18 protein-coding genes are annotated in these 25,531 nt (G+C 73.9%); 2 read left to right on the top strand and 16 right to left on the bottom strand.

Annotated features, from left to right (window positions below):
* Nucleotides 1–164: 164 nt before the first annotated feature.
* Nucleotides 165–569, bottom strand: a complete 405-nt coding sequence (locus ACIBW6_RS13260) for a globin (RefSeq protein ID WP_399059389.1) — start codon at nucleotides 567–569, stop codon at nucleotides 165–167.
* A gap of 127 nt (nucleotides 570–696) precedes the next feature.
* On the opposite strand from ACIBW6_RS13260, the gene ACIBW6_RS13265 reads away from it, so the two are divergent.
* Nucleotides 697–1,686, top strand: a complete 990-nt coding sequence (locus ACIBW6_RS13265) for a methyltransferase domain-containing protein (protein WP_399059390.1) — start codon at nucleotides 697–699, stop codon at nucleotides 1,684–1,686.
* Nucleotides 1,687–2,182: 496 nt separating this feature from the next.
* Here ACIBW6_RS13265 and ACIBW6_RS13270 read toward each other — a convergent pair whose 3' ends face one another.
* The 14 genes from ACIBW6_RS13270 to ACIBW6_RS13335 form a co-directional block, all read right to left on the bottom strand.
* A complete protein-coding gene (locus ACIBW6_RS13270) occupies nucleotides 2,183–3,373 on the bottom strand; it encodes an FHA domain-containing protein (protein ID WP_399059391.1) in 1,191 nt (396 codons plus the stop codon).
* A 70-nt stretch (nucleotides 3,374–3,443) separates the two neighbouring features.
* Entirely contained in the window at nucleotides 3,444–4,802 is a 1,359-nt protein-coding gene (locus ACIBW6_RS13275) for a VWA domain-containing protein (RefSeq protein ID WP_399059392.1), read from the bottom strand.
* 288 nt (nucleotides 4,803–5,090) lie between these two features.
* The gene (locus tag ACIBW6_RS13280; protein ID WP_399059393.1) at nucleotides 5,091–6,521 is read right to left on the bottom strand and encodes a protein phosphatase 2C domain-containing protein; all 1,431 of its coding nucleotides are present in this window, start codon (nucleotides 6,519–6,521) and stop codon (nucleotides 5,091–5,093) included.
* Between the two features lie 4 nt (nucleotides 6,522–6,525).
* Nucleotides 6,526–9,000 carry a tetratricopeptide repeat protein gene (locus tag ACIBW6_RS13285; RefSeq protein WP_399059699.1) on the bottom strand — a complete coding sequence of 825 codons (2,475 nt, stop codon included), beginning with the start codon at nucleotides 8,998–9,000 and terminating at the stop codon, nucleotides 6,526–6,528.
* Between the two features lie 182 nt (nucleotides 9,001–9,182).
* The gene (locus tag ACIBW6_RS13290) at nucleotides 9,183–10,484 is read right to left on the bottom strand and encodes a hypothetical protein (RefSeq protein ID WP_399059394.1); all 1,302 of its coding nucleotides are present in this window, start codon (nucleotides 10,482–10,484) and stop codon (nucleotides 9,183–9,185) included.
* 48 nt (nucleotides 10,485–10,532) lie between these two features.
* The gene (locus tag ACIBW6_RS13295; RefSeq protein WP_399059395.1) at nucleotides 10,533–11,570 is read right to left on the bottom strand and encodes a glutamate ABC transporter substrate-binding protein; all 1,038 of its coding nucleotides are present in this window, start codon (nucleotides 11,568–11,570) and stop codon (nucleotides 10,533–10,535) included.
* A 14-nt stretch (nucleotides 11,571–11,584) separates the two neighbouring features.
* Nucleotides 11,585–13,045 (bottom strand): hypothetical protein, encoded by a 1,461-nt coding sequence (locus ACIBW6_RS13300; RefSeq protein WP_399059396.1) that lies wholly within the window; start codon nucleotides 13,043–13,045, stop codon nucleotides 11,585–11,587.
* A 285-nt stretch (nucleotides 13,046–13,330) separates the two neighbouring features.
* Nucleotides 13,331–14,317 (bottom strand): N-acetylglucosamine kinase, encoded by a 987-nt coding sequence (locus ACIBW6_RS13305; RefSeq protein WP_399059397.1) that lies wholly within the window; start codon nucleotides 14,315–14,317, stop codon nucleotides 13,331–13,333.
* A complete protein-coding gene (locus ACIBW6_RS13310; RefSeq protein ID WP_399059398.1) occupies nucleotides 14,308–15,573 on the bottom strand; it encodes a 6-phospho-beta-glucosidase in 1,266 nt (421 codons plus the stop codon). The genes ACIBW6_RS13305 and ACIBW6_RS13310 overlap by 10 nt, the downstream gene beginning before the upstream one ends.
* Nucleotides 15,574–15,581: 8 nt before the next feature.
* On the bottom strand, nucleotides 15,582–16,490 hold the full coding sequence (locus ACIBW6_RS13315) for a carbohydrate ABC transporter permease (RefSeq protein ID WP_399059399.1): 909 nt from the start codon (nucleotides 16,488–16,490) through the stop codon (nucleotides 15,582–15,584).
* A gap of 5 nt (nucleotides 16,491–16,495) precedes the next feature.
* Nucleotides 16,496–17,431 (bottom strand): carbohydrate ABC transporter permease, encoded by a 936-nt coding sequence (locus ACIBW6_RS13320; protein WP_399059400.1) that lies wholly within the window; start codon nucleotides 17,429–17,431, stop codon nucleotides 16,496–16,498.
* Nucleotides 17,432–17,480: 49 nt separating this feature from the next.
* Nucleotides 17,481–18,818 (bottom strand): extracellular solute-binding protein, encoded by a 1,338-nt coding sequence (locus tag ACIBW6_RS13325; protein ID WP_399059401.1) that lies wholly within the window; start codon nucleotides 18,816–18,818, stop codon nucleotides 17,481–17,483.
* Nucleotides 18,819–18,895: 77 nt separating this feature from the next.
* Complete coding sequence (locus ACIBW6_RS13330) at nucleotides 18,896–20,074, bottom strand: ROK family transcriptional regulator (RefSeq protein ID WP_399059402.1); 1,179 nt, start codon at nucleotides 20,072–20,074, stop codon at nucleotides 18,896–18,898.
* A 214-nt stretch (nucleotides 20,075–20,288) separates the two neighbouring features.
* Nucleotides 20,289–20,825: an HNH endonuclease gene (locus ACIBW6_RS13335; protein ID WP_324769927.1), complete on the bottom strand. Its 537-nt coding sequence runs from the start codon at nucleotides 20,823–20,825 to the stop codon at nucleotides 20,289–20,291.
* 275 nt (nucleotides 20,826–21,100) lie between these two features.
* On the opposite strand from ACIBW6_RS13335, the gene ACIBW6_RS13340 reads away from it, so the two are divergent.
* Nucleotides 21,101–22,174, top strand: coding sequence for a mechanosensitive ion channel family protein (locus ACIBW6_RS13340; RefSeq protein WP_399059404.1), 1,074 nt, complete (start codon nucleotides 21,101–21,103; stop codon nucleotides 22,172–22,174).
* Between the two features lie 95 nt (nucleotides 22,175–22,269).
* On the opposite strand, the gene ACIBW6_RS13345 is transcribed toward ACIBW6_RS13340, so the two are convergent.
* Nucleotides 22,270–25,287 carry a beta-N-acetylglucosaminidase domain-containing protein gene (locus ACIBW6_RS13345; protein ID WP_399059405.1) on the bottom strand — a complete coding sequence of 1,006 codons (3,018 nt, stop codon included), beginning with the start codon at nucleotides 25,285–25,287 and terminating at the stop codon, nucleotides 22,270–22,272.
* Between the last annotated feature and the right edge of the window lie 244 nt (nucleotides 25,288–25,531).

Consider the following 25,531-nt stretch of genomic DNA (forward strand, 5'->3'; position numbering starts at 1 on the left):
CGTCCGCTCGCCCGCCCCCGAAAGTCTGTCCGGATGCTGCCAGAGAGGGCGGTGGTTGGGGAAGAGGTCTGGACCGGATACCGGGAGGTGGTGGCCGGTGAGCGGTACGGGTGCCCGGCCCGGCCGGGGGCGAGGCGGCCGGGGGTGGTCCGGGTGGGGGCGGTTCAGCCTGCGGTGTTCACCATCGACGCCGCCGCGTACGTCAGGTAGTTCCACAGGGTCCGCTCGTGCTCCTCGCTCAGCCCGAGGCCGTCCACCGCGTCCCGCATGTGCTTCAGCCACGCGTCGTGCGCCGCCCGGTCCACCTGGAACGGGGCGTGCCGCATCCGCAGCCGCGGGTGGCCGCGGTTGTCGCTGTAGATGCGCGGGCCGCCCCAGTACTGCATCAGGAACAGGGCGAGCCGCTCCTCGGCGGGGCCCAGGTCCTCCTCCGGGTACATGGGGCGCAGCAGCGGGTCCTGGGCGACGCCCTCGTAGAAGCGGCGCACGAGGCGACGGAAGGTCTCCTCGCCGCCCACCTGCTCGTAGAACGTCTGCTCCTGAAGCGTGTCGCGCGGGATCTCAGTCACCTCCCCATGGTCTCAGACCGGCCGGCCTAGGACTCCGGGCGCAGGACCCGCCGGTGCGGGCTCCGAGTCCCGGCCCGGCCGGACCGGCGGGCTCGCCGCCGGGGCGCCGGCGCAGGACAGTGGAGTCATGGGCGCACAGCGCGTGGCAGAACCCGAGGACCCCGGGCCGCTCGCCGCACGGGAGCGGGCGGCGCTCGTCCGCACCATCGCGGAGAGCGGGGTGTGGGACGCCGACGCGCGCTGGCGGGAGGCGTTCGAGCAGGTCCCGCGCCACCTCTTCGTGCCCTCCTACTTCCTCGGTGTGCCCGGCGGCCACGAACGGCTGTGGTGCGAGCACCCCGACCCCGAGCGGCGCGCACGCTGGCTGCGCGGTGCCTACGCGGACCAGCCGCTGGCGACCCGGCTGCGCGACGGGGAGCTGGTCTCCTCCAGCAGCCAGCCCTCGCTGATGGCGCGGATGCTGGTCGACCTGGACGTCCGGGACGGGGACCGGGTCCTGGAGATCGGCGCGGGCACCGGCTACAACGCGGCGCTGCTCGCGCACCGGCTCGGCGACGCGCGGGTCACGACCGTGGACCTCGACCCCGAGATCACCGAGTCGGCGCGGGCGCATCTGGCTGCCGCCGGGTACCGGCCCGCCGTCGTCACCGGGGACGGGGCGCGCGGGTGCGCCGAGCGGGGGCCCTACGACCGGATCATCGCTACGTGTGCGCTGCGGACGGTGCCGGGGGCGTGGCTGGGGCAGTGCCGGGGCGGGGCGCGGATTCTGGCGCCGCTGTCCACGGGGTTGCTGGCGCTGGCCGTGCGGGACGCGGGGTTCGCCGAGGGGCGGTTCCTGGGGACCCCGGCGTATTTCGTGCCCTTGCGTGGGGACGGGGCGCCCGGGGCCGGGTCCTCGCCGGGACGTGGGGAGGTGCCTCGGTGGGTGTGGCGGGAGGAGTCGTTCCGGTTCCTGGTGTCGCTCAGTGCGGGGGGAATGGGGGCGGGGGAGGCGGTCGGGGTCTGGGAGCGGGAGGGGAGGCCTGGGCGGGAGCGGTTCGGGGTGACGGTTCGTGCGGGGCGGGTGTGGGGGTGGCTCGACGACCCGGCGGGGCCGCACGTCTGGCCCTTGCCGTGACCTTGACCGGCCCGGTCCTTTGCGCAGTTCCCCGCGCCCCTGAAGGGGGCGTTCCTCGACCGCGGGCCGGTGGGGGCTGGTCGCGCAGTTCCCCGCGCCCCTGAAAGGCGCACTGCGTGCGCCCCGCTCTCGACCGCGGGCCGGTGGGGGCTGGTCGCGCAGTTCCCCGCGCCCCTGAAAGGCGCACTGCGTGCGCCCCGCTCTCGACCGCGGGCCGGTGGGGGCTGGTCGCGCCGTTCCCCGCGCCCCAAAAAACTTCGCCTGCGGGCCGGTGGGGCTTCTCGCGCAGTTCCCCGCGCCCCTGGAGCATGCGGCTTCGCCGCAGCCCCATGGGCCGCTGAGATGGCGCACGAAGTGCGCATCTCAGGGGCGCGGGGAACTGCGCGACCAGCCACGACGGCGTCGCGGGCGAAGTCTTTTGGGGGCGCGGGGAACTGCGCGACAAGCCCCCACCGGCCCGCGGACGAGGGCTGCGTGAACGGCCGGCGGCCCTGGGTCAGGACTGGTGGATCGTGATCGTGGTCCACGCGCCTACGTGGACCCTGTCGCCGTCCCGGAGCGGAACCGGGACGAAGGGCTGGATGGGCTCCTCCCCACCGTTCACCGTCGTCCCGTTCGTCGAGTTCTGGTCGACGACCGCCCACGTACCGTCCGGCTGCTGCACCAGCACCGCATGCGAGTGCGAGACCCCCGGATCCTCCGGCGGCACCGACAGGTCGATGTCCGGGGTGTCACCGGTCGAGTGCCGGCGGCGGCCGATCGTGACCTGGTTGCCGACCAGCTGACGCCGCTGCTCGGGCGAGTACGCGGGCAGGTTCAGCCCCGACGCCTCGGGCCCGCTGCGCTGCATCATCGCCATGAAGTACTCGCGGTCGGGACCGATCGTCGCCGACCAGGACACCGGCCCCGGCTGCGGTGGCTGCTGCTGGAAGGGCGGCGCGGCCGGGGACGAGGCCGACGGGGGTGAGAGCACCCAGTCGTCCCCGTTCGTACCGCCACCACCGGGACCACCGAAACCGCCCGGATGACCGGGAACCGGACCGCCCTGACCAGGCCCACTCGGACCCGGCCCGGGCCCACCCTGACCAGGCCCCCCGTACGGCGGCGGAGCCGGGGGCCCGGGCTGGGTCGGGGCCGGGGCCGGAGGCCGTTGCTGGAAGGCCTGCGGGACGCCCCCGCCCGTCCCGTGCGGCCCCGGCGGGAACGGCGACGGCCCCGACGGCTCGCCCCCGAACGGACTCGGCGGGATCGGCTCGGCGGGCCGGTTCATCTGCGAGGGGCGCGAGCCCTGGTACTCGTACGGGTCGGGCCCCTGCGGCGGCTGCTGGAACCGCAGCGCCGGGTTCGGACCCTGAGGCCCGCCGGGACCGCCCGGCCCGCCCTGCGTCGGCAGCGGCGGGTTCGGGGCGGCCGGGGTGTACGAGGTCGCCGTGTTCGTGAGGAAGTTCCAGCGGCACTCCTCGCAGAACGGGGCGCCACCCTCCCTCGGCGTCCGGCACTGCGGGCACAGCTCGGGCGCACCGCCCGCGGTCCGCGCGGGCCCGTGCGGCACGGAAGGACCGGGATAGCCGTAACCGGCCGCGGGGGGCGGCGGCGGGGGCGGGGGCACGGCACCGGCCATGCGGTGACCGCAGACCTCGCACCAGTCGTCGGAACCCGACTGGTGTCCGTTCGGGCAGGTCGGCATGTCGGCGCTTCCCCCTCTCCTTCGTACGTACTCGTATCCGTACGTCACTTCAGTCTGAGCTTGTGAGCTGCTACTTCTTCACGCGAACCGTCTTGGTGGACCGGGTTTCGAGAGTCATCTCGTCGGCCTCCGCGACCTTCGCCTTCAATCGAACAGTACCTTCCGCGGCGTCGACCACGTCCACCACCTTCGAAAGCAGTTTCGCCGTATCGGCGTTCCCGGAGAGCGCCGCGAGCTGCACCGCGCGGCCCAGTTTCGCCGTCGCCCCGTCCGCGTCGCCGGCCTTGCGCGCGTCCAGGCCCTGCTGGATGACCTGGGCCAGTTCGGCCTGGCCCGTGTAGTGCGCGACCTGCGGGTTGATCGACGTGGAGGCCGCCATGTCGTCCGTCCACACCGCCCGGACCAGCCCCTGCGACAGGGTCAGCGCCGAACCGTCCGGCTGCGGGAGCACCAGCGAGACGCGGGCGGCGAGCATCTCCTGGCCCAGTTCGGCCTGCGGGACCCGGACGCACACGTGGTAGTCGCGGGACTCGTCGCCCCAGGAGCCGGTCGGGTAGTCGCCCGCGCGCGGACCGGCCTCGGTGCGCCGGTCGGTCAGCTCGGCGACCGCCGGCGCGACCTGCTTGACGAACGTGATCTCGGAGCCGAGCGGGGTCCACAGCCGCAGCGCGACGTCGGCGACCTCCTTGCCCATCGCCGTCTCCATCATCTGCGTGAAGTCGGCCGCCAGGTGCGCGGGGTCGGCGACGATGTCGGCGGTGCCGAGCAGCGCCGAGGCGACGCCCGTGACCTCCTTCACCTCCCAGTCGGTGCCGACGCCGCGGGCGTCGCAGGTGAACCGCCCCGCGCAGGCGTCGAGCGTGGTCCGCAGGTCCTCCGGCGACTCGTGCTCGTTGCGCCCGTCGGTGAGCAGGATGCCGTGCCGGATCCCCACGTCGGCGGCGCCCAGCAGCCGGTCGGCCAGGCGCAGCCAGGTGCCGATCGCGGTGCCGCCGCCCGCGGTGAGCCCCCGCACCGCCTGCTTGGCCTGCTCACGGGTGGTCGGGTCGGCGACGGCGAGCCGGCCCCCGCCCGGGTAGACCTCCTTGGCCACGTGCGTGCCCGCGATCACCGCGAAGCGCACGCCGTCGCGCAGCGTGTCGATCGCCGCGGCCGAGGCCTCCCGCGCGCCGCGCATCTTCGCCGGCGGGTAGTCCATCGAACCGGAGCAGTCCACCATCAGCGCCACCGCCGCCTGTGTGCCGTCCCCGGCCGCCTGCCGGGCGGGCGCGCCCACGGTGCCGCCTACGTGGCCACCGCCGACGGTGCCGCCGCCGGTCGACGTCACGGTGACGATCGCGTTGACCTCGCGGCCGCCCTCGGGCAGGAACTCGTTCTGATAGACCTCGACCGAGAACTGCGGGACGTTCGACTTCGAGAAATTGGCCATGGTGACAAGTCCCCCCTGAACAACACCATCGGTGACCTCCGCCCCCCGGTCCTGATGCCGGGTGGCGGATGCCGTGTGCCGGGTACCGAGTGCCGGACACCGACGTCGCGGCTAGGGCCTGTCTCCCAGATCCCTCCTGCCTCGCGACGCCTGGCACGCGCTCTCGCCGCACCGGGCACAAGGCCAAGTACATCCAGTACGAGGCCTTGCACCCGGCACGCCGAGAGCACGCACCAGACGCCGCGAGGCCCGCCCTCCGGGCGGACGGAGGGATCTGGGAGACAGGCCCTAGGCCGATCCTGCCCCCTGCGGCGGGACCGGGAACGGCAGTACCGCCACTGTTACGTTGTCGTGGCCGCCGCCGTCGAGCGCGTGGCCCACGAGCACCTGGGCGCAGTGCAGCGGACGCCGGCCCGCGTCGGCGGGCACCACCCGCGCCATCTCCTGTGCGCCCTCCGCGTAGTTCCACAGCCCGTCGGTGCACACCACCACCACACCGGACCGGTCCGGCTTGAAGGAAGCGGTGTGCGGCTCCAGTTCGTAGGCGTCCGCGCCGAGCCAGCCGGTGATCGCGTGGGCCCGCTCGTCGGCGTAGGCCTCCGCCTCGTTCATCAGCCCCGCGGCGACCATCTGCGCGGCCCACGAGTCGTCCTCGGTGAGCCGGGCCGCCGGGGTGGCCCGGTCGTCGGGCACCCAGTAGGCGCGCGAGTCGCCGATCCAGCCGACGACGAGCAGGTCGCGGGTGATGACGGAGCCGACGAAGGTGCAGGCCGGCGCGTTCTGGTGCGGCTGGTGCTCGCGGGCCGTCTCGGGCTCCCGGGCCAGCGCGTTGACCGCTTCGGCCGCCGCCACGATCGCCTCGTGCATGGCCTGCTGCGGGTGCGTGCCGCGGGGCAGCGCGGCGTGCAGCGCCTCGTCGGCGGCGCGGGACGCGGCGAGCGACGCGTCGTCGGGGCGGGTCGCCGAGGAGACCCCGTCGCAGACGACGGCGACGACGGCGGGGGAGCCGTCGGGCAGCGCGGCCGAGGAGATCGCGAACGCGTCCTCGTTGCGGTGGTGGCGCAGGCCCCGGTCGCTGACGGCGGCGACCGCGTCCAACTCCCGCTCCATGTGGTCGCGTTCGCGGGGCTGGGCGTGCCCGCAGTTCTCGCAGTAGCCGTCCGCGTCGACCTGGCCGGCGCGGCACGCCACGCACGTCTTGGTCCCGGCCGGCGGCGTCGCGCCCGCGGGCTGAGCGGGCGGCACCGCCCGCGGATCGGGCGCGGCGAGCTCGAAGTCACCCCCGGCGGACGCGACACCCTCCGCGTCCGGGGCACCTGCCCCGGCGACCGGCGCACCCGCCCCGGCGACCGGATCGTCCGCCCGCGCGGCGGGCACACCGGTCCCCGCCACCGGCCCGTCGGGCCGTACCGTCGTGGGGAGTTCGCCGCCGCCGGACTCCGTGCCCACCAGGTCCGTCGGCAGGTGCACCGGCGCGGGCTGCTCCGCCGTGGCCGGCTCGGGGGCGTCCGGCCACTCCACGGCGGCGGCCCGCTGCGCCGGGGCGGACCGCTCCGGCGCCGGCGGGGCCGGCACGGCCGGCACCGGCCGGCCGCCGGCCACGGGTGGCTCCGACGACAGGTCGTATCCGCAGGCCCCGCAGAAGCGGTCGCCCTTGTCGAGCGGCTCCTCGCAACTGGGACACTGCGACATGGCGGTCGGCTGGTGCGTCTGCGACATCAACTCACACCCACGTCCGGGGGCGGTAGCGGTTGGCCCGCTCCACCAGTTCGATCCTCTCCTCGCCCCGCTGAGCGAGCCTGGCAAGGGTCCGGTACGAGCGTTCGAGACCGAGGCGCAGGCCGCGCTCGTCGAGATCACTGCCGAGCACCACCGTGCGTCCGGGGCCCGGTGGTCGACCGGAACCCTGCCTACCGGAGAGTACCCAGTCCAGCGCCGTGCCGAGGACCTCGGTGGACAACTGCTCGCGGCGGACCGCGTCGAGCCCGAACGCGTCGAGCGCCTCGACCTGCCCGGCCGCCGCCGTCAGGTCGTTCAGCAGCGGGTCGCCGCCGGGCCCCTGGGCCATCCGCCCCCGCAGCCGGGCCCGCACCGAGGCGACCCGGGCCGCCGTGTAGTGGATCGACGACTCCGGCACCGACTCCAGGGTGCGCACCGCGCCGCTGCGGTCGCCCGCCGCGAGCTGCACCCGCGCCAGACCGAAGGCGGCGCTGACGTAGCTCGGGTCGGTGGACCACACCAGGCGGTAGTACTCCGCCGCGTTGTCCAGCTGCCCCAGGACCTCCGCGCAGACGCCGAGCGCCAGCTTCGGCGCGGGCTCGCCGGGGAAGGCGTCGTAGACCGCGTCGAAGGACAGCGCCGCGCTCTCGTGGTCGCCGACCGCGAGCGCCGCCGCGCCCCGGTACCAGACCACGCGCCAGTCGTCGGCGTGGTCGGCCTCCAGGGCGGCGAGACCCCGCGCCGCCGCGTCCAGTTCGCCCATCTCCAGGCGGGCCCGCAGCTCGCGCAGGCGCAGCTCCAGGGAGTCGGTGGGCGCGGCCCGCAGCGCCGCGATCAGCTCGGCGGGCGCGGAGGCCATCAGGCCCGCGAGGAACCCCGCGTTCGGGTCGCCCGCATCCACCCGCGGCACCGGCAGCGCCAGCGCGGTGGCCGCCGCCTGGAGCCGCTTGACCAGCGCGGACGGGGACGGCGGCAGGACGGGGGCGGGCGCCGGGTCGAGCCCGGCCGCCGCCTTCCTGCGTACGCGCACGGGGATCGCCCGCGCCCCCAGCTGCGACACCTCGCCCGCCCGGCCCGCGAACAACTCGGTGTCGGTGACCTTCAGTTCGGGCCCGAACAGCGTCGAGAGCGCGGGCCGGGGCCGTCCCGTCTGGAGGGCCACCACCTCGCGCAGCACCCCGGTCAGCTGCTCGGTCATCTCCTGCGCGGAGGCGAACCTGCGGGCCGGGTCCGGGTCGGTGGCGCGGACCAGGAACCGGTAGAAGGACTCGTAGCGGCGGAACACCTCGATGGTGTCGGGGTCCGGCAGGGCGTCCACGAACACGTTCGTGTAGCCCTGGAAGTCGAAGGTCAGCACCGCGAGCGTGCGGGCGACCGTGTACAGGTCGGAGGCGATCGAGGGGCCGACCTCGGCGACCTCGGGCGCCTGGTAGCCGACCGTGCCGTAGATCGCGGACTCGTCGTCGTCCATCCGCCGGACCGCGCCCATGTCGATCAGCTTGAGCTGGTCCTCGGTCTGTATCGCGTTGTCGACCTTGAAGTCGCAGTACAGCAGGTTGCGGCTGTGCAGGTGGCCGAGGGCCTCCAGCGCCTCGATGCCGTACGCGCAGGCCTGCTCCACCGGGAGCGGGTCGCGCCGGCCGTCGGGGGTGCGCCGGCCGTTGGCGATCTCCTTGAGCGACTTGCCGCCGACGTACTCCATGACGATGTAGCCGTCCATGGAGCCGGTGCGCTGGTCGAGGTGTTCGACGAAGTTGTAGATGCGGACGATGTTGGAGTGCTCGATCTCCGCGAGGAAGCGCCGCTCGGAGATGGCCGCTGCCATCGCGTCCTGGTCGCCCGTGTCGAGCAGGCCCTTGAGGACCACCCAGCGGTCGGAGACGGCCCGGTCGACGGCGAGGTAGACCCAGCCGAGCCCGCCGTGGGCCAGGCAGCCCACGACCTCGTACTGACCGTGCACGATGTCGCCCGCGCCCAGCTTCGGCACGAACGAGTACGGGTGGCCGCACTTCGTGCAGAACCCCTCCGTGCGGCCGGGCCGGTCCCCGCGTGCCCGGCCCACCGGCGCCCCGCAGTCCGAACGCGAGCAGAAACGCTTCCGCTCGGGGACCTCCGGGTTCTCCTGCACCATCACGCGCGGGTCGGGCCGGGGCACGTCCGGCACGCGCACCAGGCCCGCCCCGAGCCGGGCCCGCCCCGAACTGCCCGCCGTCGTCCCCGAGCTGCGCACCGACACCGACCGGGACGCCGAGCGGCCCGACAGGGAACGCGACAGCCGCCCCGACACCGACCGGCGCGACTGCGAGGAGCGCGAGGAGGTGCGCGACGAGCGCGCCGAGGCCCGCCCGCTCGACGCCGAGCTCTGCGAGCCGCGCGAGCCGCCGGCCGCGATCCCGGTCGGCGGCGACGACACCAGACCGGTGGGCGACACCACCGGGGCCAGGCCGCAGGTGTCGCAGTACAGCTCGCCGCCGCCCATGTCCTCGTAGGAACCCTCGCAGCCCGGGCGCTGGCAGGCGGCGGAGGCCGCGCCGGCCGGGCCCGGGGAGCCCGCGGCCGGTCCCTGTGGTTTCAGCCCGCAGGTGTCGCAGTACAGCTCCCCGCCCATGTCCTCGTACCGGCCCGTGCAACCGGGCCGGGTGCACTCGTGCGCAGCCACGACTACGACTCCCCCCTCGGGTCCGTGGGCGCGGACAGCACGTCCGCCGCCGCCCGCTGATAGCGCAGCACCGCCTGCTCCGCGACCCGCAGATCGCAGGGCGCGCTCCACAGCATGCGGCGGGCCGCGTCGTACCGCTCCACGAGGAACGGGTCCTCCGCGAAGCCCAGCCGCGCCACCTTCGCCTTGTACGCGTCGAGCCGCCCGCGCAGCTCGGCGCGGACGGCCAGCGGCGCGGTCACCGCCGTCAGCGACTCGCGGGCGCGCAGCAGTTCGTCCTCGGCCTTGGTCTCCAGGGACTCCAGCAGCGGCGAGAGCCGGTGCCACTGGCCGTGTCTGCGGTAGTCGGCCGCGGTCGCCAGCTGCTCCTGGAGGGCGATGGGCGGCCCGGAGACCGCGGGCACCTCCGACGCGGCGATCTTGGCGAGGACCTCGCCCCGGGCCGACCGCGCCTCGGCGAGCGTGCGGTCGGCGCGCGAGAGCACGTCACGCAGCCGGCCGAGCCGCGCCTCCGCGTCCTGGCGCACGGTGAGCACGGCCTCGATCTCGCGCCGCACCTCTTCCAGGGCGCGCGCCTGCCGGTCGTACGCCGTGGTGTCCGGGCGCCCGCCGCCGGGGGCCGAACTCCCCTGCGCCTTCTGCCAGTACGTGAGCGGGTCGGAGACCACCTGTTCGCGCAGCCGGGTCAGCGCGCCGGTGATCCGCTCCAGGTCGTCACCGGACGGGTGCTCGCCGGGCCGGACGCCGACGGAGTGCGCGAGGCGGCGGGTGCGGGCCAGTTCGGCGGCGAGCATGTCGATGCGGGCGGGCAGCGCCGACCAGACCGCGTCGGCGGCCACCACCATGTCGAGGGAGGACGCGTACAGGTCGTTCATCCGCTCCACGAGCGCGGCCAGCGTGAAGTGCTCGGAGAGCTTCGCCGGGCCGGTGAGCGCCGGGGGCGGCGCCCCGGCCCCGGCGGCCGGGGAGACGGTGACGGACTCGCCGCGCAGCAGCTCCGTCAGCTGCGTGAGGTCCTCCCGGCTCGGCCACTTGCGCCGGGAGCGGATCTCGCGGGCGGTGCGCAGCGCGGCCGTGTACGCGTCGAAGTACGACCAGAGCAGCGTGATCGCCTGCTCGGCCGCCGCCCAGCGCTCCCGGGTCGCGCCGGTCAGCCGCGCGCCCTCCAGCAGCCGCCGCCCGGCGTGGTCCTGGAGCGCGAACAGCGACGTCTCGATCGCCTCGTGCTCGGCACCGAGCCGGGCCAGGGCACGGTCCGCCTCGTCCCGGTCCAGCACCGGACCGGGGGGTCCCGCCTCGCCCATCGATCACCTCTCGCTTCGTTCGGATCCCACCACCTGCGCGCCCCGCCGTCACCGGTACTTCGGTGCCGGCGGTCCTTCCGAGGGGCCGAGGGCCGGCTCCAGCCAGTGGTCGTACGACTTCTGCCAGCCGCCCGACTTGCGGTAGTCCTCCAGCACCTGGTTGACCCGGCGCACCAGCTCGTCCGCGCCCTTCTTCATGGCGACGCCGTAGAACTCCTTCGTGAACGGCTCGCCCTTGAGCTCCACCGTCGGGTCCTGCGCCGCCTGGCTCGCCGCGAGCGCGCCGTCGGTGACCACGGCGTCGACCTCGCCGAGCTGGAGGCGCACCAGGCAGTCCAGCTGGTTCGGCACCGTCTCGGAGATCTCCGTGTCGGCCGGGATCTTCCGCTGCGTGCGGCCCAGCTTCAGCGCGGACTCCGCCGTCGAACCGGCGGCCGAGCAGACCCGCTTGCCGCCGAGCGTCGCGTCGAAGCCCGTGATCGACGAGGCCTTCGGGGCGAGCACCTGCTGGCCGGTCTGGAAGTAGGCGGTGGAGTAGTCGACGTCCTTGAGCCGCAGGCAGCTGATGGTCATCGTGCGCACCACCATGTCGACCTCGCCGCGCTGGATCGCGGGGATGCGCTGGTTGGTGGGGATGGCCTTGAAGCGGATCTTGTCGGGGCTGCCCAGGATCTCCTTGGCGATCTCGTGGGCGAGGTCGATGTCGAAGCCCTCCAGCTCGCTCGACTCCTCCGTGCTGTTCGGATCGCGGTAGCCCCAGCGGTAGCTGTTCTGGTCGACGCCGACCGACAGGTAGCCGCGGTCCTTGACGGCCTGCACGGCGCCGCCGTCGGCGCTGCCGGACCGGCTGACGCTGCGCTCCGGCTCCTTGCCCGGCACGTCCGGGTCACAGTCGTCCGCCCGGGCCTGCACCCCGTCGGCCACCCCGCCGAGCGCGGTGCCGGCGCCGCCGCCCCCGTGCCCGCCGGCGCGCTGCGTCAGGGGGAGCAGCAGCGCGAACACCACCGTCAGGGCGCAGGCGACCGCCATCGCCGCCACGCCGCCCCAGCCGCGCAGAGTCACCGTGCGGCTGCCTCGTCCCGCCATGTCCGCACCCCCTCTCACCGGTACTCCGAAAGCCTGCGCCCGATGCCGAGCACCGCGCCCGCGGCGGCGAGCACCGCGAGCAGTGCGGCGCCCACGGGCAGCCCGGTCATCGCGGCCCGCCCGTCGCCCGCGTCGGCGCTGAACTCACGCTGCTCGTGCGCGAGCGCCTTGTCGAGATTCTGGTCCACGAGATCGAAGCACTCACCCGTCGGCTTGTCCTGCTTCGAGCCGATGATCTTGTCGAGGGCGCCCTGGTAGTCGCCGTCGTCGTCCTCGGCACGGGCGTCTGTGTGCCGCTTGAGCCATTCCTTCATACTGGCGTTCGCGCCGTCCACCGGCGTGCGGCCCGCACCGTCGTCGGCCAGCGCGTCCGCCGCCGCCAGTTTCGTCGCCAGCAGCCGCATCTGCTTCTGGAAGTCGACGTCGTACTTGTCCTTGATCACGCCGTCGACGGTCGTCGTCTCCGCGCCGCGGCTGACCAGCGTCAGGTTCTCGTTCCCCCGTGCCTTCAGCGAGGCGATGCTCGCGTCGTGCAGCACGTTCAGCGACCGCACGCCGCTGTCGTACGAGGAGTCGAGCCCGCTGCGCGCCACCGTGTGCCCCACGACCAGCCAGAGCAGGACGACGGCGGAGGCGGCGGTGGCGGCGAGCATCCCGTGGTTGAACACCCGGTTCGTCAGGCGGTAGTTGCGGCGCTGGGCCCAACCGAGGGCGATCAGGGCGAGCACGCCGCAGGCGATCGCGATCCACGGATAGGGCGTGGCGGCGTCGTAGTCGTCGCGCAGCCGCCGGTTCTCCGTGGTGTAGAGGTTCTCCGCCTCCGGGAGCATCTGGGTCTGCATCTTCTCGTTCGCGTACCGCAGATAGGCGCCGCCCAGGGGGAAGCCCTGCCGGTTGTTGGCCCGGGCCCGCTCGATGAGCCCCTTGTACTGCGGCAGCATCGTGTTCAGCTTCGAGATCGTCTCCGCCGAGGGGGAGCCCGGGTCGGTGGCGGCCGCGGCGGTCACGAGCTTCTGGGCGGCGGTGCGGATGTCGCGCTCGTAGCGCTCGCGCACCGCCGCGGGCTCCTGGCCCCCCGCCAGGAAGCCGCTGGAGGCCGCGGTGTTGGCGTCGGCGAGCGAGCGGTAGATGTCGGCGGCGTCGGCGGTCAGCGGCTGGCTGGAGTGGAGCACGTCGTCGGCCGCGGCCGAGCGGTCCGTCATCTGCCACGCCGTGGTCGCGCCGAACGCGACCACCAGCATGGCCAGGACCGCGCCGATGATGCGCAGCCGGCCGGGCTCGGTGGTGGCCGCCGAGCGCAGCCGGTCCACGCCCTCGGACCAGGCGGTGCGGCGGGCGGGCGCGGGGGCGGGGGCGCCCGGCGCCGGGGGCGGCACGGTCGTGGCGCCGCGGGCCGGCTGCGGCGGGACGCTCGGGAGCGGCGGCGCGGGGGTGTGCCCCGGTGGCGCCGCGCTTCCGTTCGGCGGGTATGTCACTCGACCCTCCCCCATGGTCGTACGTCGGCCGCAAGTATCGCTGCCGCGATGGACATCCGCACAGGCATTGACTCGATCTTGTTTGCGGGCCGTCCTGTTGAACACGAGCGGGGGGTGTGTTCGGTTCCCATGGGCTGTCGTTCGGCTGCCCGGCCGGTGGGGCTTCTCGCGCCGTTCCCCGCGCCCCTGGAGGCTGCGCGCAGCGCATGCCTCAGGGGCGCGGGGACCCGCGCGACCAGCCACGACGGTGGCGCGCCTCGCGGACGGCCCCCGGTGGCCCCGGGGTCAGGCCGCGTAGAAGGACCGCAACCTCGCATGCACCCCGGGCGGAGCCCCCACCGCGTCGAGGCCCAGCAGCGCAGCGCCCAGCACGGGCCGCTCGGACACCACCCTGACCACCGCCTTCGGCGCCCGCTCGGCCAGCAACTCGCGTATCCGCGTGTCCAGTTGCGGATGGCGCGCGGCCAGCACGCTGCCGCCGAGCAGCACCGGGGCCTCCTCGTCCAGCAGGTCGAGCCGGCGCAGCGCCACCGTCGACATGGCCACCACCTCGTCGGCCATCCGGTCCACCAGCGCCCGGGCCACCGGATCGCCCTCCGCCGCCGTGGCGAAGAGCACGGGCGCGCATTCGTGGCGCCGCTCCATCGGCACGTGACCCAGGTGCAGGGCCTCGATCAGGGCGTACATGGAGGAGAGACCGAAGTGGCCGGGGAGCGCCCGCATCAGGGCGGTGCGCTCGCCGCGGCCGTCCTCCGCCCGCGCCGCGTACCAGAGGGCCTCCTCCGCCAGGCCCCCGCCGCCGCCCCAGTCACCGGACATCTTGCCGATCGCCGGGAACCGGGCGGTGCGGCCGTCGGGGAGCATGCCCGCGCAGTTGATGCCCGCGCCGCACACCACCGCGACCCCGCGCGGCTCCGCGTCCTCCAGGAGCCCGGCCCGCAGCACCGCGAACGTGTCGTTGCGCACGTCCACGCTCGCCGTCCCCGACCAGTCCCTGGCCCGCAGCGCCCGCGCCAGCTCCTCCTCCTCGACCGGCAGATCGGCGTTGGCCAGGCACGCCGAGACGTGTCCGGCCGCGTCGACGCCCGCCTGCGCGAAGGCCCGGCCGACCGCCTCCGTCAGGACGTCCACGGCGGCCGCCACGCCCACCTTGGGCGGCTGGAACCCGCCGCCGCGGGCCGCGCCGACGACACTGCCGTCGGCCGCGACCACCGCGACGTCGGTCTTGCTGTTGCCCGCGTCGATCGCGAGCACGCTGGTGCTCAGGCCCACGCCAAGTGCTCCCGGTTGTGGGCGATCAGCTGGTCCGTGAGCTGGTCCGCGTACTCGATCTGGCCCACCAGCGGGTGCGCGAGCAGCGCCTTGAAGACGCGGTCGCGGCCGCCGCGCAGGGCGGCCTCCAGGGCCAGGTCCTCGTAGGCGGTCACGTTCGCGATGAGCCCCGCGTACAGCGGGTCCAGCCGCGGGACGGGCAGCGGGCGCGCGCCCTTGCCGTCGACCGCCGCCTGCACCTCGATGACCGCGTCGTCGGGCAGGAAGGGCAGGGTGCCGTTGTTGTACGTGTTGACGACCTGGTACGGCGAGCCGCCGCCGCCCAGCAGGGACGCGGCCAGGTCCACGGCCGCCTCGCTGTAGAAGGCGCCGCCGCGCTTGGACAGCAGCTCCGGCTTCTCGTCGAGCGTGGGGTCGCCGTACATCTTCAGCAACTCGCGCTCCATCTCCGCCACTTGCGCGGCGCGGGAGGGCTTGGTGCGCAGTTCCCGTACGACCGCGTCGTGCTGGTAGTAGTAGCGCAGGTAGTACGAGGGCACGACGCCGAGGCGGTCGACGATGGCGCGCGGCATGTGCAGGTCGTCGGCGAGGGCGTCGCCGTGCTCGCCGATCAGGCGCGGCAGCAGGTTCTCGCCGTCCGGGCCGCCCAGGCGCACCCCCAGCTCCCAGGTGAGGTGGTTGAGGCCGACGTGGTCCAGGTGCAGCTGGGAGGGGCTCACGTCGAGCAGCCTGGCGAACTTGCGCTGGAAGCCGATGGCCACGTTGCACAGCCCCACGGCCTTGTGGCCGGCCTGGAGCAGCGCCCGCGTCACGATGCCGACCGGGTTGGTGAAGTCGATGATCCAGGCGTCCGGGTTGGTCCGGCGCACCCGCTCGGCGATGTCGAGGACGACCGGGACCGTGCGCAGCGCCTTGGCGAGGCCGCCGGCGCCGGTGGTCTCCTGGCCGACGCAGCCGCACTCCAGCGGCCACGTCTCGTCCTGGTTGCGGGCGGCCTGGCCGCCGACGCGCAGCTGGAGCAGGACGGCGTCCGCGCCGGCGACGCCCGCGTCGACGTCGGAGGTGGTGCGGATGGTGCCGGGGTGGCCCTGCTTGGCGAAGATCCGGCGGGCGAGTCCGCCCACCAGCTCCAGCCGGTCGGCGGCCGGGTCGACGAGGACCAGCTCCTCGATCGGCAGCGTGTCCCTCAACCGCGCGAATCCGTCGATGAGTTCGGGTGTGTAGGTCGACCCTCCGCCGACCACGGCGAGCTTCATAGCAGTTCTTAGCCCTTTACTCCGGTGAGGGTGACGCCTTCGACGAAGGCCTTCTGTGCGAAGAAGAAGACGAGGCAGACCGGCGCCATCACGAGCAGCGTCGCGGCCATCGTCAGGTTCCAGTTGACGCTGTGCGCGGACTTGAAGGATTCGAGACCGTAACTCAGCGTCCAGGAAGCCGGGTTCTGGGCCGCGTAGATCTGCGGCCCGAAGTAGTCGTTCCAGCAGTAGAAGAACTGGAACAGGGCGATCGCGGCGATGCCCGGCTTGGCCATCGGCACCACGACCTTCAGCAGGGTGCGCAGCTCGCCGCAGCCGTCGACCTTCGCCGACTCGATGTACTCCTTGGGGATCGTCAGCAGGAACTGGCGGAGCAGGAAGATCGAGTACGCGTCGCCGAACGCCATCGGGATGATCAGCGGCCACAGCGTCCCCGCGAGGTGGAACTGCTGGGCCCACACCAGGTACATCGGGATCACGATGACCTGCGGCGGCAGCATCATCGTCGAGATGACGAGGAGCATCGCGGTGCGCCGGCCGCGGAAGCGGAACTTGGCGAGCGCGTACGCCACCGGGATCGCGGAGCACACGGTCAGCAGGGTGCCCGCGGCGGCGTAGAGCAGCGAGTTCTTCCACCAGTCGAGGAAGCCGTCGGTCTCGAAGACGGCCTTGTAGTTCTCCCAGTGCCAGGAGTCGGGCCACAGGTCGCCGCTCATCGCCTGGTCGTCGCTCATCACGGACGTCAGGAAGACGAAGACGAAGGGCAGCACGAACAGCAGCGCCACGGCGACGGCGACGCTGTGCACGGCGATCCAGTGCAGGACGCGCTTGCGGCGGGCGCGGGCGCCTGCCGGGCCGCTGTCGTGCGCGGTGGCGCCGGCCGCCAGGGACGGCGGGCGCAGGGTCGTGGTGGTCATGGGGATCAGTCCTCCGCCGCGAGCAGGCCCGAGCGCTTGCGCATCAGCAGCATGGTCACGGCCATCGCGATGACGAACAGGACGAGCGAGAGCACGCACGCCGCGCCGGTGTTGAAGTTCTGGAAGCCCATCGAGTAGACGAGCTGGGGGACCGTGAGGGTCGAGTGGTCGGGATAGCCGGGCTGGATCACCGAGCCGGGGCCGATGGAGACGCCGGAGGCGATCTTCCCGGCGACCAGGGCCTGGGTGTAGTACTGCATCGTCTGCACGACGCCGGTGACGACGGCGAACATCACGATCGGTGTGATCGACGGCCAGGTCACGTACCGGAACTTGGCGAACGGGCCCGCGCCGTCGAGGTCGGCGGCCTCGTACTGCTCCTTCGGTACGTCGAGGAGCGCGGCCATGAAGATGACCATGAGGTCGCCGATGCCCCACAGGGAGAGCAGGACGAGGGAGGGCTTGGCCCAGGCCGCGTCGTTGAACCAGTTGGGCCCGTCGATGCCGATCTTGGCCAGGACCTCGTTGACCGGTCCCGTCCCCGGGTTGAGCAGGAAGACGAAGGCGACCGTGGCGGCGACCGGCGGGGCGAGGTAGGGCAGGTAGAAGGCGGTGCGGAAGAGGCCGACGCCCGTCTTGACCTTCGTGACGAGCAGCCCCAGCGAGAGGCCGAAGACGACCCGCAGGGCCACCATGACCACGACCAGCCACAGCGTGTTCCACAGGGCCGGGCCGAACAGCGGCATGTCCTGGAACACGTACTTCCAGTTCCGCAGCCCCACGAAGGTGGGCGCCTTGATCTGGTTGTAGTGCATGAACGAGAAGTAGACGGTGGCGAGCAGCGGGTAGGCGAAGAAGACGCTGAACCCGATCAGCCAGGGCGAGAGGAAGCCCAGCGTGCGCAGTCTGCGGCGCGCGGGCCGGGAGAGTGTGAGTGCCATGCGCGAGTCCTGTTTCCTCGGTGTTCCTCGGGGGTCCTCGGTTCCGCGATCAGTTCTTCGACTGGAGGGTGTCGGCGTCGATGAGCTTGTCGAGCCGTCGCAGCCCCTTCTTCAGGTCCGGGACCCTGCCCGCCTCCGCGGTGTACGAGAAGTCCTGGAGCTGGACGATGTACATGCCGCCGTTGGTCGACTGGGGCATCACCTGGCTGTACTTGTTCTTCGCGATGTCCAGGAAGGTGCGGAAGGACGGATCGACGTCCAGCTCCGGTGACTTGAGGGCCGCCTTCGTCGAGGGCACGTTGTGGATCGCGTTGGCGAACCGCACGACCTGGTCGGTGTCGGCGGTCAGGAAGCGGACCAGCTCCCACGCGGCGTTCTGGTGCTTGCTGCTGTGCGCGATGCCGGCGACGGTGCCGGTCAGATAACCGCGGCCGTACGTCTCGGCCTTGTCGTCCGGGACGGGCAGCGGTGCGACGCCCCACTTGAACTTCGCCTTGGCGTCGTCGAGCATCAGCCCGCGCCACTCGCCGTCCAGGTGCATGGCGAGCTTCCCGCTCAGGAACGCGTTCTGATTGGACATCTCGTCGCCGAAGGAGGTCCGGAACCGCTCCAGGGCGTCGTAGCCGCCCTGCGCGTCCATCAGCTTCTTCGTGGTGTCGAAGAAGTCGTACGTCGCCGGGTCCTTCGCCAGCCGCGACTTCCCGCTCTTGTCGAAGTAGGTGGGCCCCCACTGGGCGAGGAGCCGGTCGGGGCTGTTCTGGTAGAGCCGGAAGTTCGGCATGAAGCCGACGCGCTGGTAGGAGCCGCCCTTCTTCTCGGTCAGCTTCCTGGAGTCGGCGACGAACTCGGACATAGTCCTCGGCGGGCGCGCGATGCCCGCCTCGGCGAAGGCGTCCTTGTTGTAGTACATGCCGAAGGCGTCCGCGAGCAGCGGCAGGGCGCACTGGTTGCCCCGGTAGCCGGTGTAGTCGAGCAGCGACTGCGGGAAGACCTTCTCCTTGTCGAGCCCGGTCTTCTTCATGAACGGGTCGAGGTCGGTCCACATGCCGGAGTCGCAGTACTGGCCGACGTTGTTCGTGGTGAACGACGAGACGACGTCGGGGGCCTCGTCGCCGCCCGCGCGCAGGGCCTGGTTGACGGTGGCGTCCGAGACGTTGCCGGTGGCCCGCACGTGGATGTTCGGGTGGAGCTTCTCGAAGCGGGCGATCGAGTCGTCGATCGCCTTCACCTCGCCGGGCGCCGACCAGCCGTGCCAGAACTTCAGCGTGACCGGCTTCGTCGGATCGTCGTCGGCGCTTCCGGTGCTCGGGTTGGCGCAGCCGGCGAGCAGCAGTCCGGCCGCGGCGAGCACCACGGGGGCGCGCAGGGGTATACGCCATCGCGGCATGGCGAACGTCCTTTACGTGTACGGGGGCGGGGGAGCGGGAGATGCGGGAGGTTCAGGGGGGCGGTGCGGTACGGGGGTCAGGCGCCGCTGGTGTCGAAGACGGTGGAGCGGGCCTGGGTGAGGGCGGTGCGCAGGGCGCCGGTCAGGATGGGGTCGCCGGACAGCTCGCTGATGCGCAACTGCGGCCGGGGCAGGGCGAGTCCGGTCAGCTCGGCCTCCACGCGCCCGCGCAGGGCGTCACCGCCGGCCTTGGCCACCTGGCCGGACAGGACGACGAGCTGGGGGTCGACGACGGCGACGACGGCGGCGAGGCCGGTGGCGAGCCGCCGGGCGACCTCGTCGAGGACGTCGTCCCGGGCGAGGGCCTCCGCCAGGTCCTCGGTGCCGCCGGCGAGCCGGCGCACGGCGGGCGCGGCGACCAGGCTCTGGAACCCGCCGCCCGCGTCGGTGCGGGCGGCGACGGCGTCCCCGCCGCGGGCCAGCGGGGCGCCCGGCAGCGGCATGTAGCCGATCTCGCCCGCGCCGCCGGTCGCGCCGCGCAGCAGGGTGCCGCCGAGCACGATGGCGGCGCCGACGCCCTCGTCGACGTAGGCGAGCACGAAGTCGTCGTGGTCCTGGGCCGCGCCCTCGTACTGCTCGGCGACGGCGGCGAGGTTGACGTCGTTCTCGATGGAGACGGGGGTGCCGAGCACCTCGGCCAGCTCGGCGCGCAGGGTGCGCGAGTGCCAGCCGGGCAGGTGCGGGGCGTACCGGAGCCGGCCGGTGCCCGGGTCGATGGCGCCCGGGGTGCCGATGACGGTGGCGGTCAGGTCGTCGTGGCCGAGTCCGGCGCCGGCGAGCGCGCCGTCGACGGCTTCGGTGACGAGCTGGGCGGTGCGGTGCCGGGCGTCCTCGGAGACGGCCGCGGCCTCGATGCGCCGCCGGCCGCGCTCGGCGCCGGTGATGTCGGCGACGACCGCGGTGATGCCGCTCGGGTCGGCGGAGAGGGCGGCCACGTGCGCGGCGCCCGGCCGGATCTCGTAGAGCACGGCGTTCGGCCCGGGGCGGCCGGTCTGGCTCCCGGTGGTCCGCACGAGCCCGGCGCTCTCCAGCCTGCCCAGGATCTGCGAGGTGGTGGGCTTGGAGAGGCCGGTGAGCTCGCCGATCCGGGTGCGGGTCAGCGGCCCGTGGGCGACGAGGAGGTCGAGCGCGGCCCGGTCGTTCATGGCGCGCAGCACGCTCGGGGTGCCGGGAGTACCGCCTGCCGGACCGGCCATGGTGCCGCCTCCTCGCCGCATTGTTAGGAAAGTTTCCTATTGGATGCGAGGAACGTAAGGCGCGGGTGAAGGGGGCGTCAATAGCCGAAGGACCCAGGGCGGCCAAGTCGTTATCTGCCGGGAGCGCCGGGGCGGGCCCGCGCCCGGGAAGGAAGGGGCCGCCCGCTCCGGGAAGCGGACGGCCACCCCGGTACGCGAAGGACCCGGATCGAGATCAGGCGGAGACGCCCTCGATCCGGGCCAGTGCCTCGTCCGCGCCGAACGGCTGCAAGTAGGGCAGCCAGCGCGGATCGCGATGTCCGGTCCCGATGATGCGCCAGGCCAGACCCGACGGCGGTGCCGGTTTGTGGCGCAGGCGCCAGCCGATCTCCACCAGGTGGCGGTCGGCCTTGGTGTGGTTGCAGCGGCGGCACGACGCCACCACGTTGTCCCAGGCGTGCAGACCCCCGCGGCTGCGCGGGATCACGTGGTCGACGCTGGTTGCGACGCCACCGCAGTACATGCACCGGCCGCCGTCGCGGGCGAACAGTGCACGCCGGGTCAGAGGAACGGGCCCCCGGTAAGGGACCCGGACGAACCGCTTGAGCCGGACCACGCTGGGAGCGGGGACGGTGCGTGTCGCGCTGTGCATGAAGGCGCCGGACTCCTCGAGGCACGTGGCCTTGTTCTCGAGGACGAGTACGAGCGCGCGGCGGAGCGGTACGACGCCGAGTGGCTCGTACGACGCGTTGAGGACCAGGACATGCGGCACGGATGCCTCCTTGTACGCCGGCGGCGCGTGGCTCGCGCCGGGACGATCTCGTAGTCAGTCTCTCCTCACTGCTGGTCGTGGCGCCACCATGTCCGCGTAACGGCCTTGGAGTGTTTTCGACCACACCCCCTTCCTCCCCAGGTGAGCACGGTCTCTCCCGCGGACATCACAACGATCCACACACAATGCCCCGTTAGTGTGGTGGCTCTGCCCGCTCCAGTCCCCGAGCCGTGTCCCGAGCGGCGGGCGGATGGCTACGCCTGGAGGTACCTGCCGTGATCTTGTCCGTCCTGTCGGCACGGGCGAGCGACTCCTCGTCCGACGCCCCGCAGCCCACCCTCAAGGACGCCCAGGACCAGGCCGGACAGGCCGCGAGCTGGGTCGAGCAGAACTGGTCCACCTGGCTCGGCATCGGACTGCGGGTCCTGCTGATCATCGTCATCGCCTGCGTCCTGCGGGTCGCCGTGCGGCGCACCATCACCCGGCTGATCGACCGGATGAACCGCACGGCGCAGGCCGTCGACGGCACCGCGCTCGGCGGGCTGCTGGTCAACGTGGAGCGGCGGCGCCAGCGCTCGCACGCCATCGGCTCGGTGCTGCGCTCGGTCGCCTCGTTCCTCATCATGGGCACGGCCGCGCTGATGATCCTCGGCACGTTCGAGATCAACCTCGCGCCGCTGCTGGCCTCCGCCGGTGTCGCCGGTGTCGCGATCGGCTTCGGCGCCCGCAACCTCGTCACCGACTTCCTCTCCGGCGTCTTCATGATCCTGGAGGACCAGTACGGCGTCGGCGACACCATCGACGCGGGCGTCGCCTCCGGCGAGGTCATCGAGGTGGGCCTGCGCGTCACCAAGCTCCGCGGCGACAAGGGCGAGATCTGGTACGTGCGCAACGGCGAGGTCAAGCGGATCGGCAACCTCTCCCAGGGCTGGGCCACCGCGGGCGTCGACGTCACCGTCCGCGCCGACGAGGACCTGGACCGGGTGAAGGCGGTGCTGGCCGAGACCGGCGAGGCGATGAGCAAGACCGAGCCGTGGAACGAGATGCTCTGGGGCCCCGTCGAGGTGCTGGGCCTGGACAGCGTGCTGCTCGACTCGATGGTGGTCCGGATGACCGCCAAGACCATGCCCGGCAAGGCGCTGACCATCGAGCGCGAACTGCGCTGGCGGATCAAGCGGGCCTTCGACGAGGCGGGCATCCGGATCGTCGGCGGCGTGCCGGTGCAGGTGGACGGCGAGCAGCTCGTGGACCCGGCGGCCGGCGTGTCGGCCCCGTCCGCCTACGCCTCGACCACCTCACCGCAGTCCCTCGCCGCCGCGCCGATACCACCGGCGAATTTGGCGAAGTAGGGCCCGGGCACCGGCCGTTATTCGCCTGGTCGCTCCGCGGCCCCTGTTCGCCTGGTTGCTCCGCGGCCCCTGTTCGCCTGGTCGCTCCGCGGCCCCTATTCGCCTGGTCGCTCCGCGACCGCGTATGCCTCCACCGACCACAGCGAGATGCCGAAGCGCGTCGCGCGCCGGTCGCCGACGATCCGCAGGAACCCGACGTCCTTCGCGTCCATCCGCACCGCCTCGCGCCCGCCGTGCCCGTCCCGGACCGTCGCCGCGGTGCGCCAGGTGCGGCCGTCGGCGGAGGTCTGGACGCGGTAGCCGCGCGCGTACGCGTCCTGCCAGCGCAGCACCACCTGGCCGAGCCGGACCGGCTCGGGGAAGGCGACCTGCCACCACGCGCCGTCCCGCGCGGGGGAGGACCAGCGGGTCCCCGGCTCGCCGTCGCTCGCGGCCGCCGCCGGGAAGGCCGGGGTCTCGTCCGCCGACGAGGACGCCGTGCCGGAACGGGCCAGATCGGGGCCGGCCGTGCGCGGGTAGGCGCGGACCGACACCGTCCGCGTCTCGCCCCCGAAGGACAGCGGGATCTCGTACGTCCCGGCGGGCGTGCCGGCCGGGACGCGCACGTCGACCGGCACCTCCACCGTGGTGCCGCGCGGCAGCTCGGACTCCCGCGGCGCCCGCACCCGGATGCCGTGCGGCGCCTTCGCCGTGAGCCGGCCGCGGACGTCGGCGGGCCGGCGCGCGGTCAGCCGGGCGGTCACCCGCTCGGCGCCGCCGCCGATCTCCGCGTCGGCCTCGGTGCGGGTCAGCGACAGGGAGGCGGCGGGGGAGTCCGCGTACCAGGGGACGAGATGGCGCACCGCGTCCTCGCCCGCACCCGTGACCCGCACGTCGTCCGCCCGGACGCCGCCCCCGGGCAGCTCGGTGAAGCCGCCCCGCGCCAGCGCGCCGAGCCGCCGCCACCCCTCGCCCGGCACGTGCGCCTCGACCGACCCGCTCGCGCCCGGCTCGGCCAGCACGGTGACCGCGGCGAGCGCGCGCACCCGCGGAAGCCGGGCGCGCGCGCCGCTCGCCGCGTCGGGCGCGGTCAGCCCCGCCCACGCCGCGAACGCCTGGTCGGCCCGGGCCAGGAACGGATCGAGGACCCCCTTGCCGACGGTGACCCGGCTGCGCCCCAGCTCCGCACGGAGCCGCGCGAGGCGGCGCGCCGCGCTCCACGCCGCCGTGCGGTCGCCGCGCCCTGCGGCGTCCAGCATGTCGACGGCCGCCTCGCCCGCCGCGCCGTACGCGCCGAGCTTCTCGCTCCAGGGCCGCACCTCAGCCCCGAGATCCGACACCGACGGGCGCCGCAGCCCGGCGGGCGCCTCGCGCAGCACGGTGAACGCCTCCCGCAGCTCCCGGGCCGCCGCCCGCTCGTGCGCCGCGTCCGGCTCCGTGCGGGCCTGCCAGAACGCGGAGATCAGCGGCCGCAGCCGGGCCGACTCCACGCCGCCGAGGACCGAGGAGGCGTCGTTGCCCGCGAGCGCGGCGAGCGCGGTGCGGGCCCGCCCGTCACCGCCCGCCAGGTCGGCGACGGCCGCCCGCCAGGACTCCGCCGCACGGTAGTCCCGCGGGTTCCACGCGTAGTCCGCCGCGGTGAACAGGGGGATGCGGGAGGCCGCGGGCTGCGCCATCGCGGTGGCGAGGACCGCCGCCGAACCGGCCGCCACCGCGGGCTCCCGGCCGGTGTAGGGGCCGAGGAAGATCCGGTCCTGGGCGTAGTCGTTGACCGGGTAGTTGTCCATCGTGAGCAGCCGGTGCGTGGCGCCCGACGAGCCGAACGCGGCCCGGGCACCGGCCAGTTCCCGGCCGGTGATGGTGCGCGGCACCACGCCGACGCCGGTCCACGCGACCTCCACCGCGTCGTCGAGGCCGCGCGCCAGCGCCGTGCGGTACTCCGTCGTCCCCTCCTGGTAGTACTCGGTCGGCATCATCGACAGCGGCGCGGCGCCCGGATGCCGGTCCGCGAGGTGCCGCGCCACCGTGTTGGCGACCCGCGCCTGCGCCGCGGCCGCGGCCCGGGGCCCGGTGCCAAACGCGCGCGCGTCGGCCGCGCAGTGCCACTCGCTGTACGACACGTCCTGGAACTGGAGCTGGAAGGCCCGCACCCCGAGCGCCCACATCGCGTCCAGCTTGCGGGTGAGCGCCCGCACGTCGTCGGCGGACGACATGCACATCGCCTGCCCGGGTGCGACGGCCCAGGCGAGCGTCACGTGCCGGGCGCGCGCCCGCTCCGCGAGCCGGCGGAAGTCGGCGCGCCGCTGCGCGGGGTACGCCTCGCGCCAGCGCGCCTGCCGGAACAGGTCGTCCCCGGGCGCGTACAGGTAGCGGTTCTGCTTGGTCCGGCCCATGAAGTCGAGCTGCGCGAGCCGCTCGTCGGTGGTCCACGGCGTCCCGTAGAACCCCTCGGTCAGGCCGCGCACCGCGGTGCCCGGCCAGTCCCGCACCACGGCGCCGGCGACCGTGCGCCCCGCGACCAGCTGCCGGAAGGTCTGCGCGGCGTGGAAGAGGCCGTCCGCCCCGACGCCCTCCATCGCGACGGTGGGGCGCCCGGCGGCGCGGCCCACGGCGAGGCGGTAGCCGCCCGCGGGCAGGTCGCGGCGGGCGGCGGCGCCGAGGCCGCGCAGGGTCGCGTCGAGCGGGCCGCTCCCGCCGGGCCGCGCGCCGGCGGTGCGGCCCGTCGCCCCGCCGGCCGGCCCGGGCGCGGCGGTGCCCAGGCGCACCACGAGGCCCGGCCCGGCCGGCACCCCGGCGTCGGTGTCGTCGGTGTCGTCGGTGTCGTCGGTGTCCATGTGCCGGATCTGCCGCGCGCCCGCCCCGCGCAGCACGGTCCGCACCTCCTCCACCGCATAGGGGTCCGTCCCGGGCGGTGCCACGAGCACGACGTCGTCGGTGACCCGGACCCCGGCCGCGGCCGCCCGCAGCGACTGCGGGCGCGGCCACACCGAGGGCAGCCCGGCCTCCGATCCCCGGTCGCCGGCCGAGGTGCGGGGGGCCGGCGGCGCGGCGACCGCCGGGGCGGACCCGCCCAGCGTCCCCGCGATGACGGCGGCCGCGACGGCGGCCGCCCCCTTCCTGCGCCGGAGCTGCACGGCGTACTCCTCGGGTGGTCGGTGACTGGTCAGGGGGACGGACGTGTCCCAGGCTGGTGACCGAGCCCACCACTGTCCGGTACGGAGTGTCAACGCCCGGGAGCCCCGGGTCGCGACCGCTGTTCCGGGACCGGTGGGGCGGCCGGAGGAATTCCGGTTGCCCGCACCTCCCGGCCCAGTTCTTCCCGCCGTCCACAATGTGAGCAGCAACACGTTGTCCGTCCGTACAGGTCTGCCTTCGTGA

The sequence above is a fragment of the Streptomyces sp. NPDC049813 genome (assembly GCF_044465085.1).
Taxonomy (GTDB): Bacteria; Actinomycetota; Actinomycetes; order Streptomycetales; family Streptomycetaceae; genus Streptomyces.

What these genes read in the sequence shown, in the direction of transcription:
- ACIBW6_RS13265 (WP_399059390.1), top strand. Translation starts at nt 697, where the DNA reads ATGGGCGCACAGCGCGTGGCAGAACCCGAGGACCCCGGGCCGCTCGCC.
- ACIBW6_RS13270 (WP_399059391.1), bottom strand. Translation starts at nt 3,373, where the DNA reads ATGCCGACCTGCCCGAACGGACACCAGTCGGGTTCCGACGACTGGTGC.
- ACIBW6_RS13275 (WP_399059392.1), bottom strand. Translation starts at nt 4,802, where the DNA reads ATGGCCAATTTCTCGAAGTCGAACGTCCCGCAGTTCTCGGTCGAGGTC.
- ACIBW6_RS13280 (WP_399059393.1), bottom strand. Translation starts at nt 6,521, where the DNA reads ATGTCGCAGACGCACCAGCCGACCGCCATGTCGCAGTGTCCCAGTTGC.
- ACIBW6_RS13285 (WP_399059699.1), bottom strand. Translation starts at nt 9,000, where the DNA reads ATGGGCGGCGGCGAGCTGTACTGCGACACCTGCGGCCTGGCCCCGGTG.
- ACIBW6_RS13290 (WP_399059394.1), bottom strand. Translation starts at nt 10,484, where the DNA reads ATGGGCGAGGCGGGACCCCCCGGTCCGGTGCTGGACCGGGACGAGGCG.
- ACIBW6_RS13295 (WP_399059395.1), bottom strand. Translation starts at nt 11,570, where the DNA reads ATGGCGGGACGAGGCAGCCGCACGGTGACTCTGCGCGGCTGGGGCGGC.
- ACIBW6_RS13310 (WP_399059398.1), bottom strand. Translation starts at nt 15,573, where the DNA reads ATGAAGCTCGCCGTGGTCGGCGGAGGGTCGACCTACACACCCGAACTC.
- ACIBW6_RS13315 (WP_399059399.1), bottom strand. Translation starts at nt 16,490, where the DNA reads ATGACCACCACGACCCTGCGCCCGCCGTCCCTGGCGGCCGGCGCCACC.
- ACIBW6_RS13320 (WP_399059400.1), bottom strand. Translation starts at nt 17,431, where the DNA reads ATGGCACTCACACTCTCCCGGCCCGCGCGCCGCAGACTGCGCACGCTG.
- ACIBW6_RS13325 (WP_399059401.1), bottom strand. Translation starts at nt 18,818, where the DNA reads ATGCCGCGATGGCGTATACCCCTGCGCGCCCCCGTGGTGCTCGCCGCG.
- ACIBW6_RS13330 (WP_399059402.1), bottom strand. Translation starts at nt 20,074, where the DNA reads ATGGCCGGTCCGGCAGGCGGTACTCCCGGCACCCCGAGCGTGCTGCGC.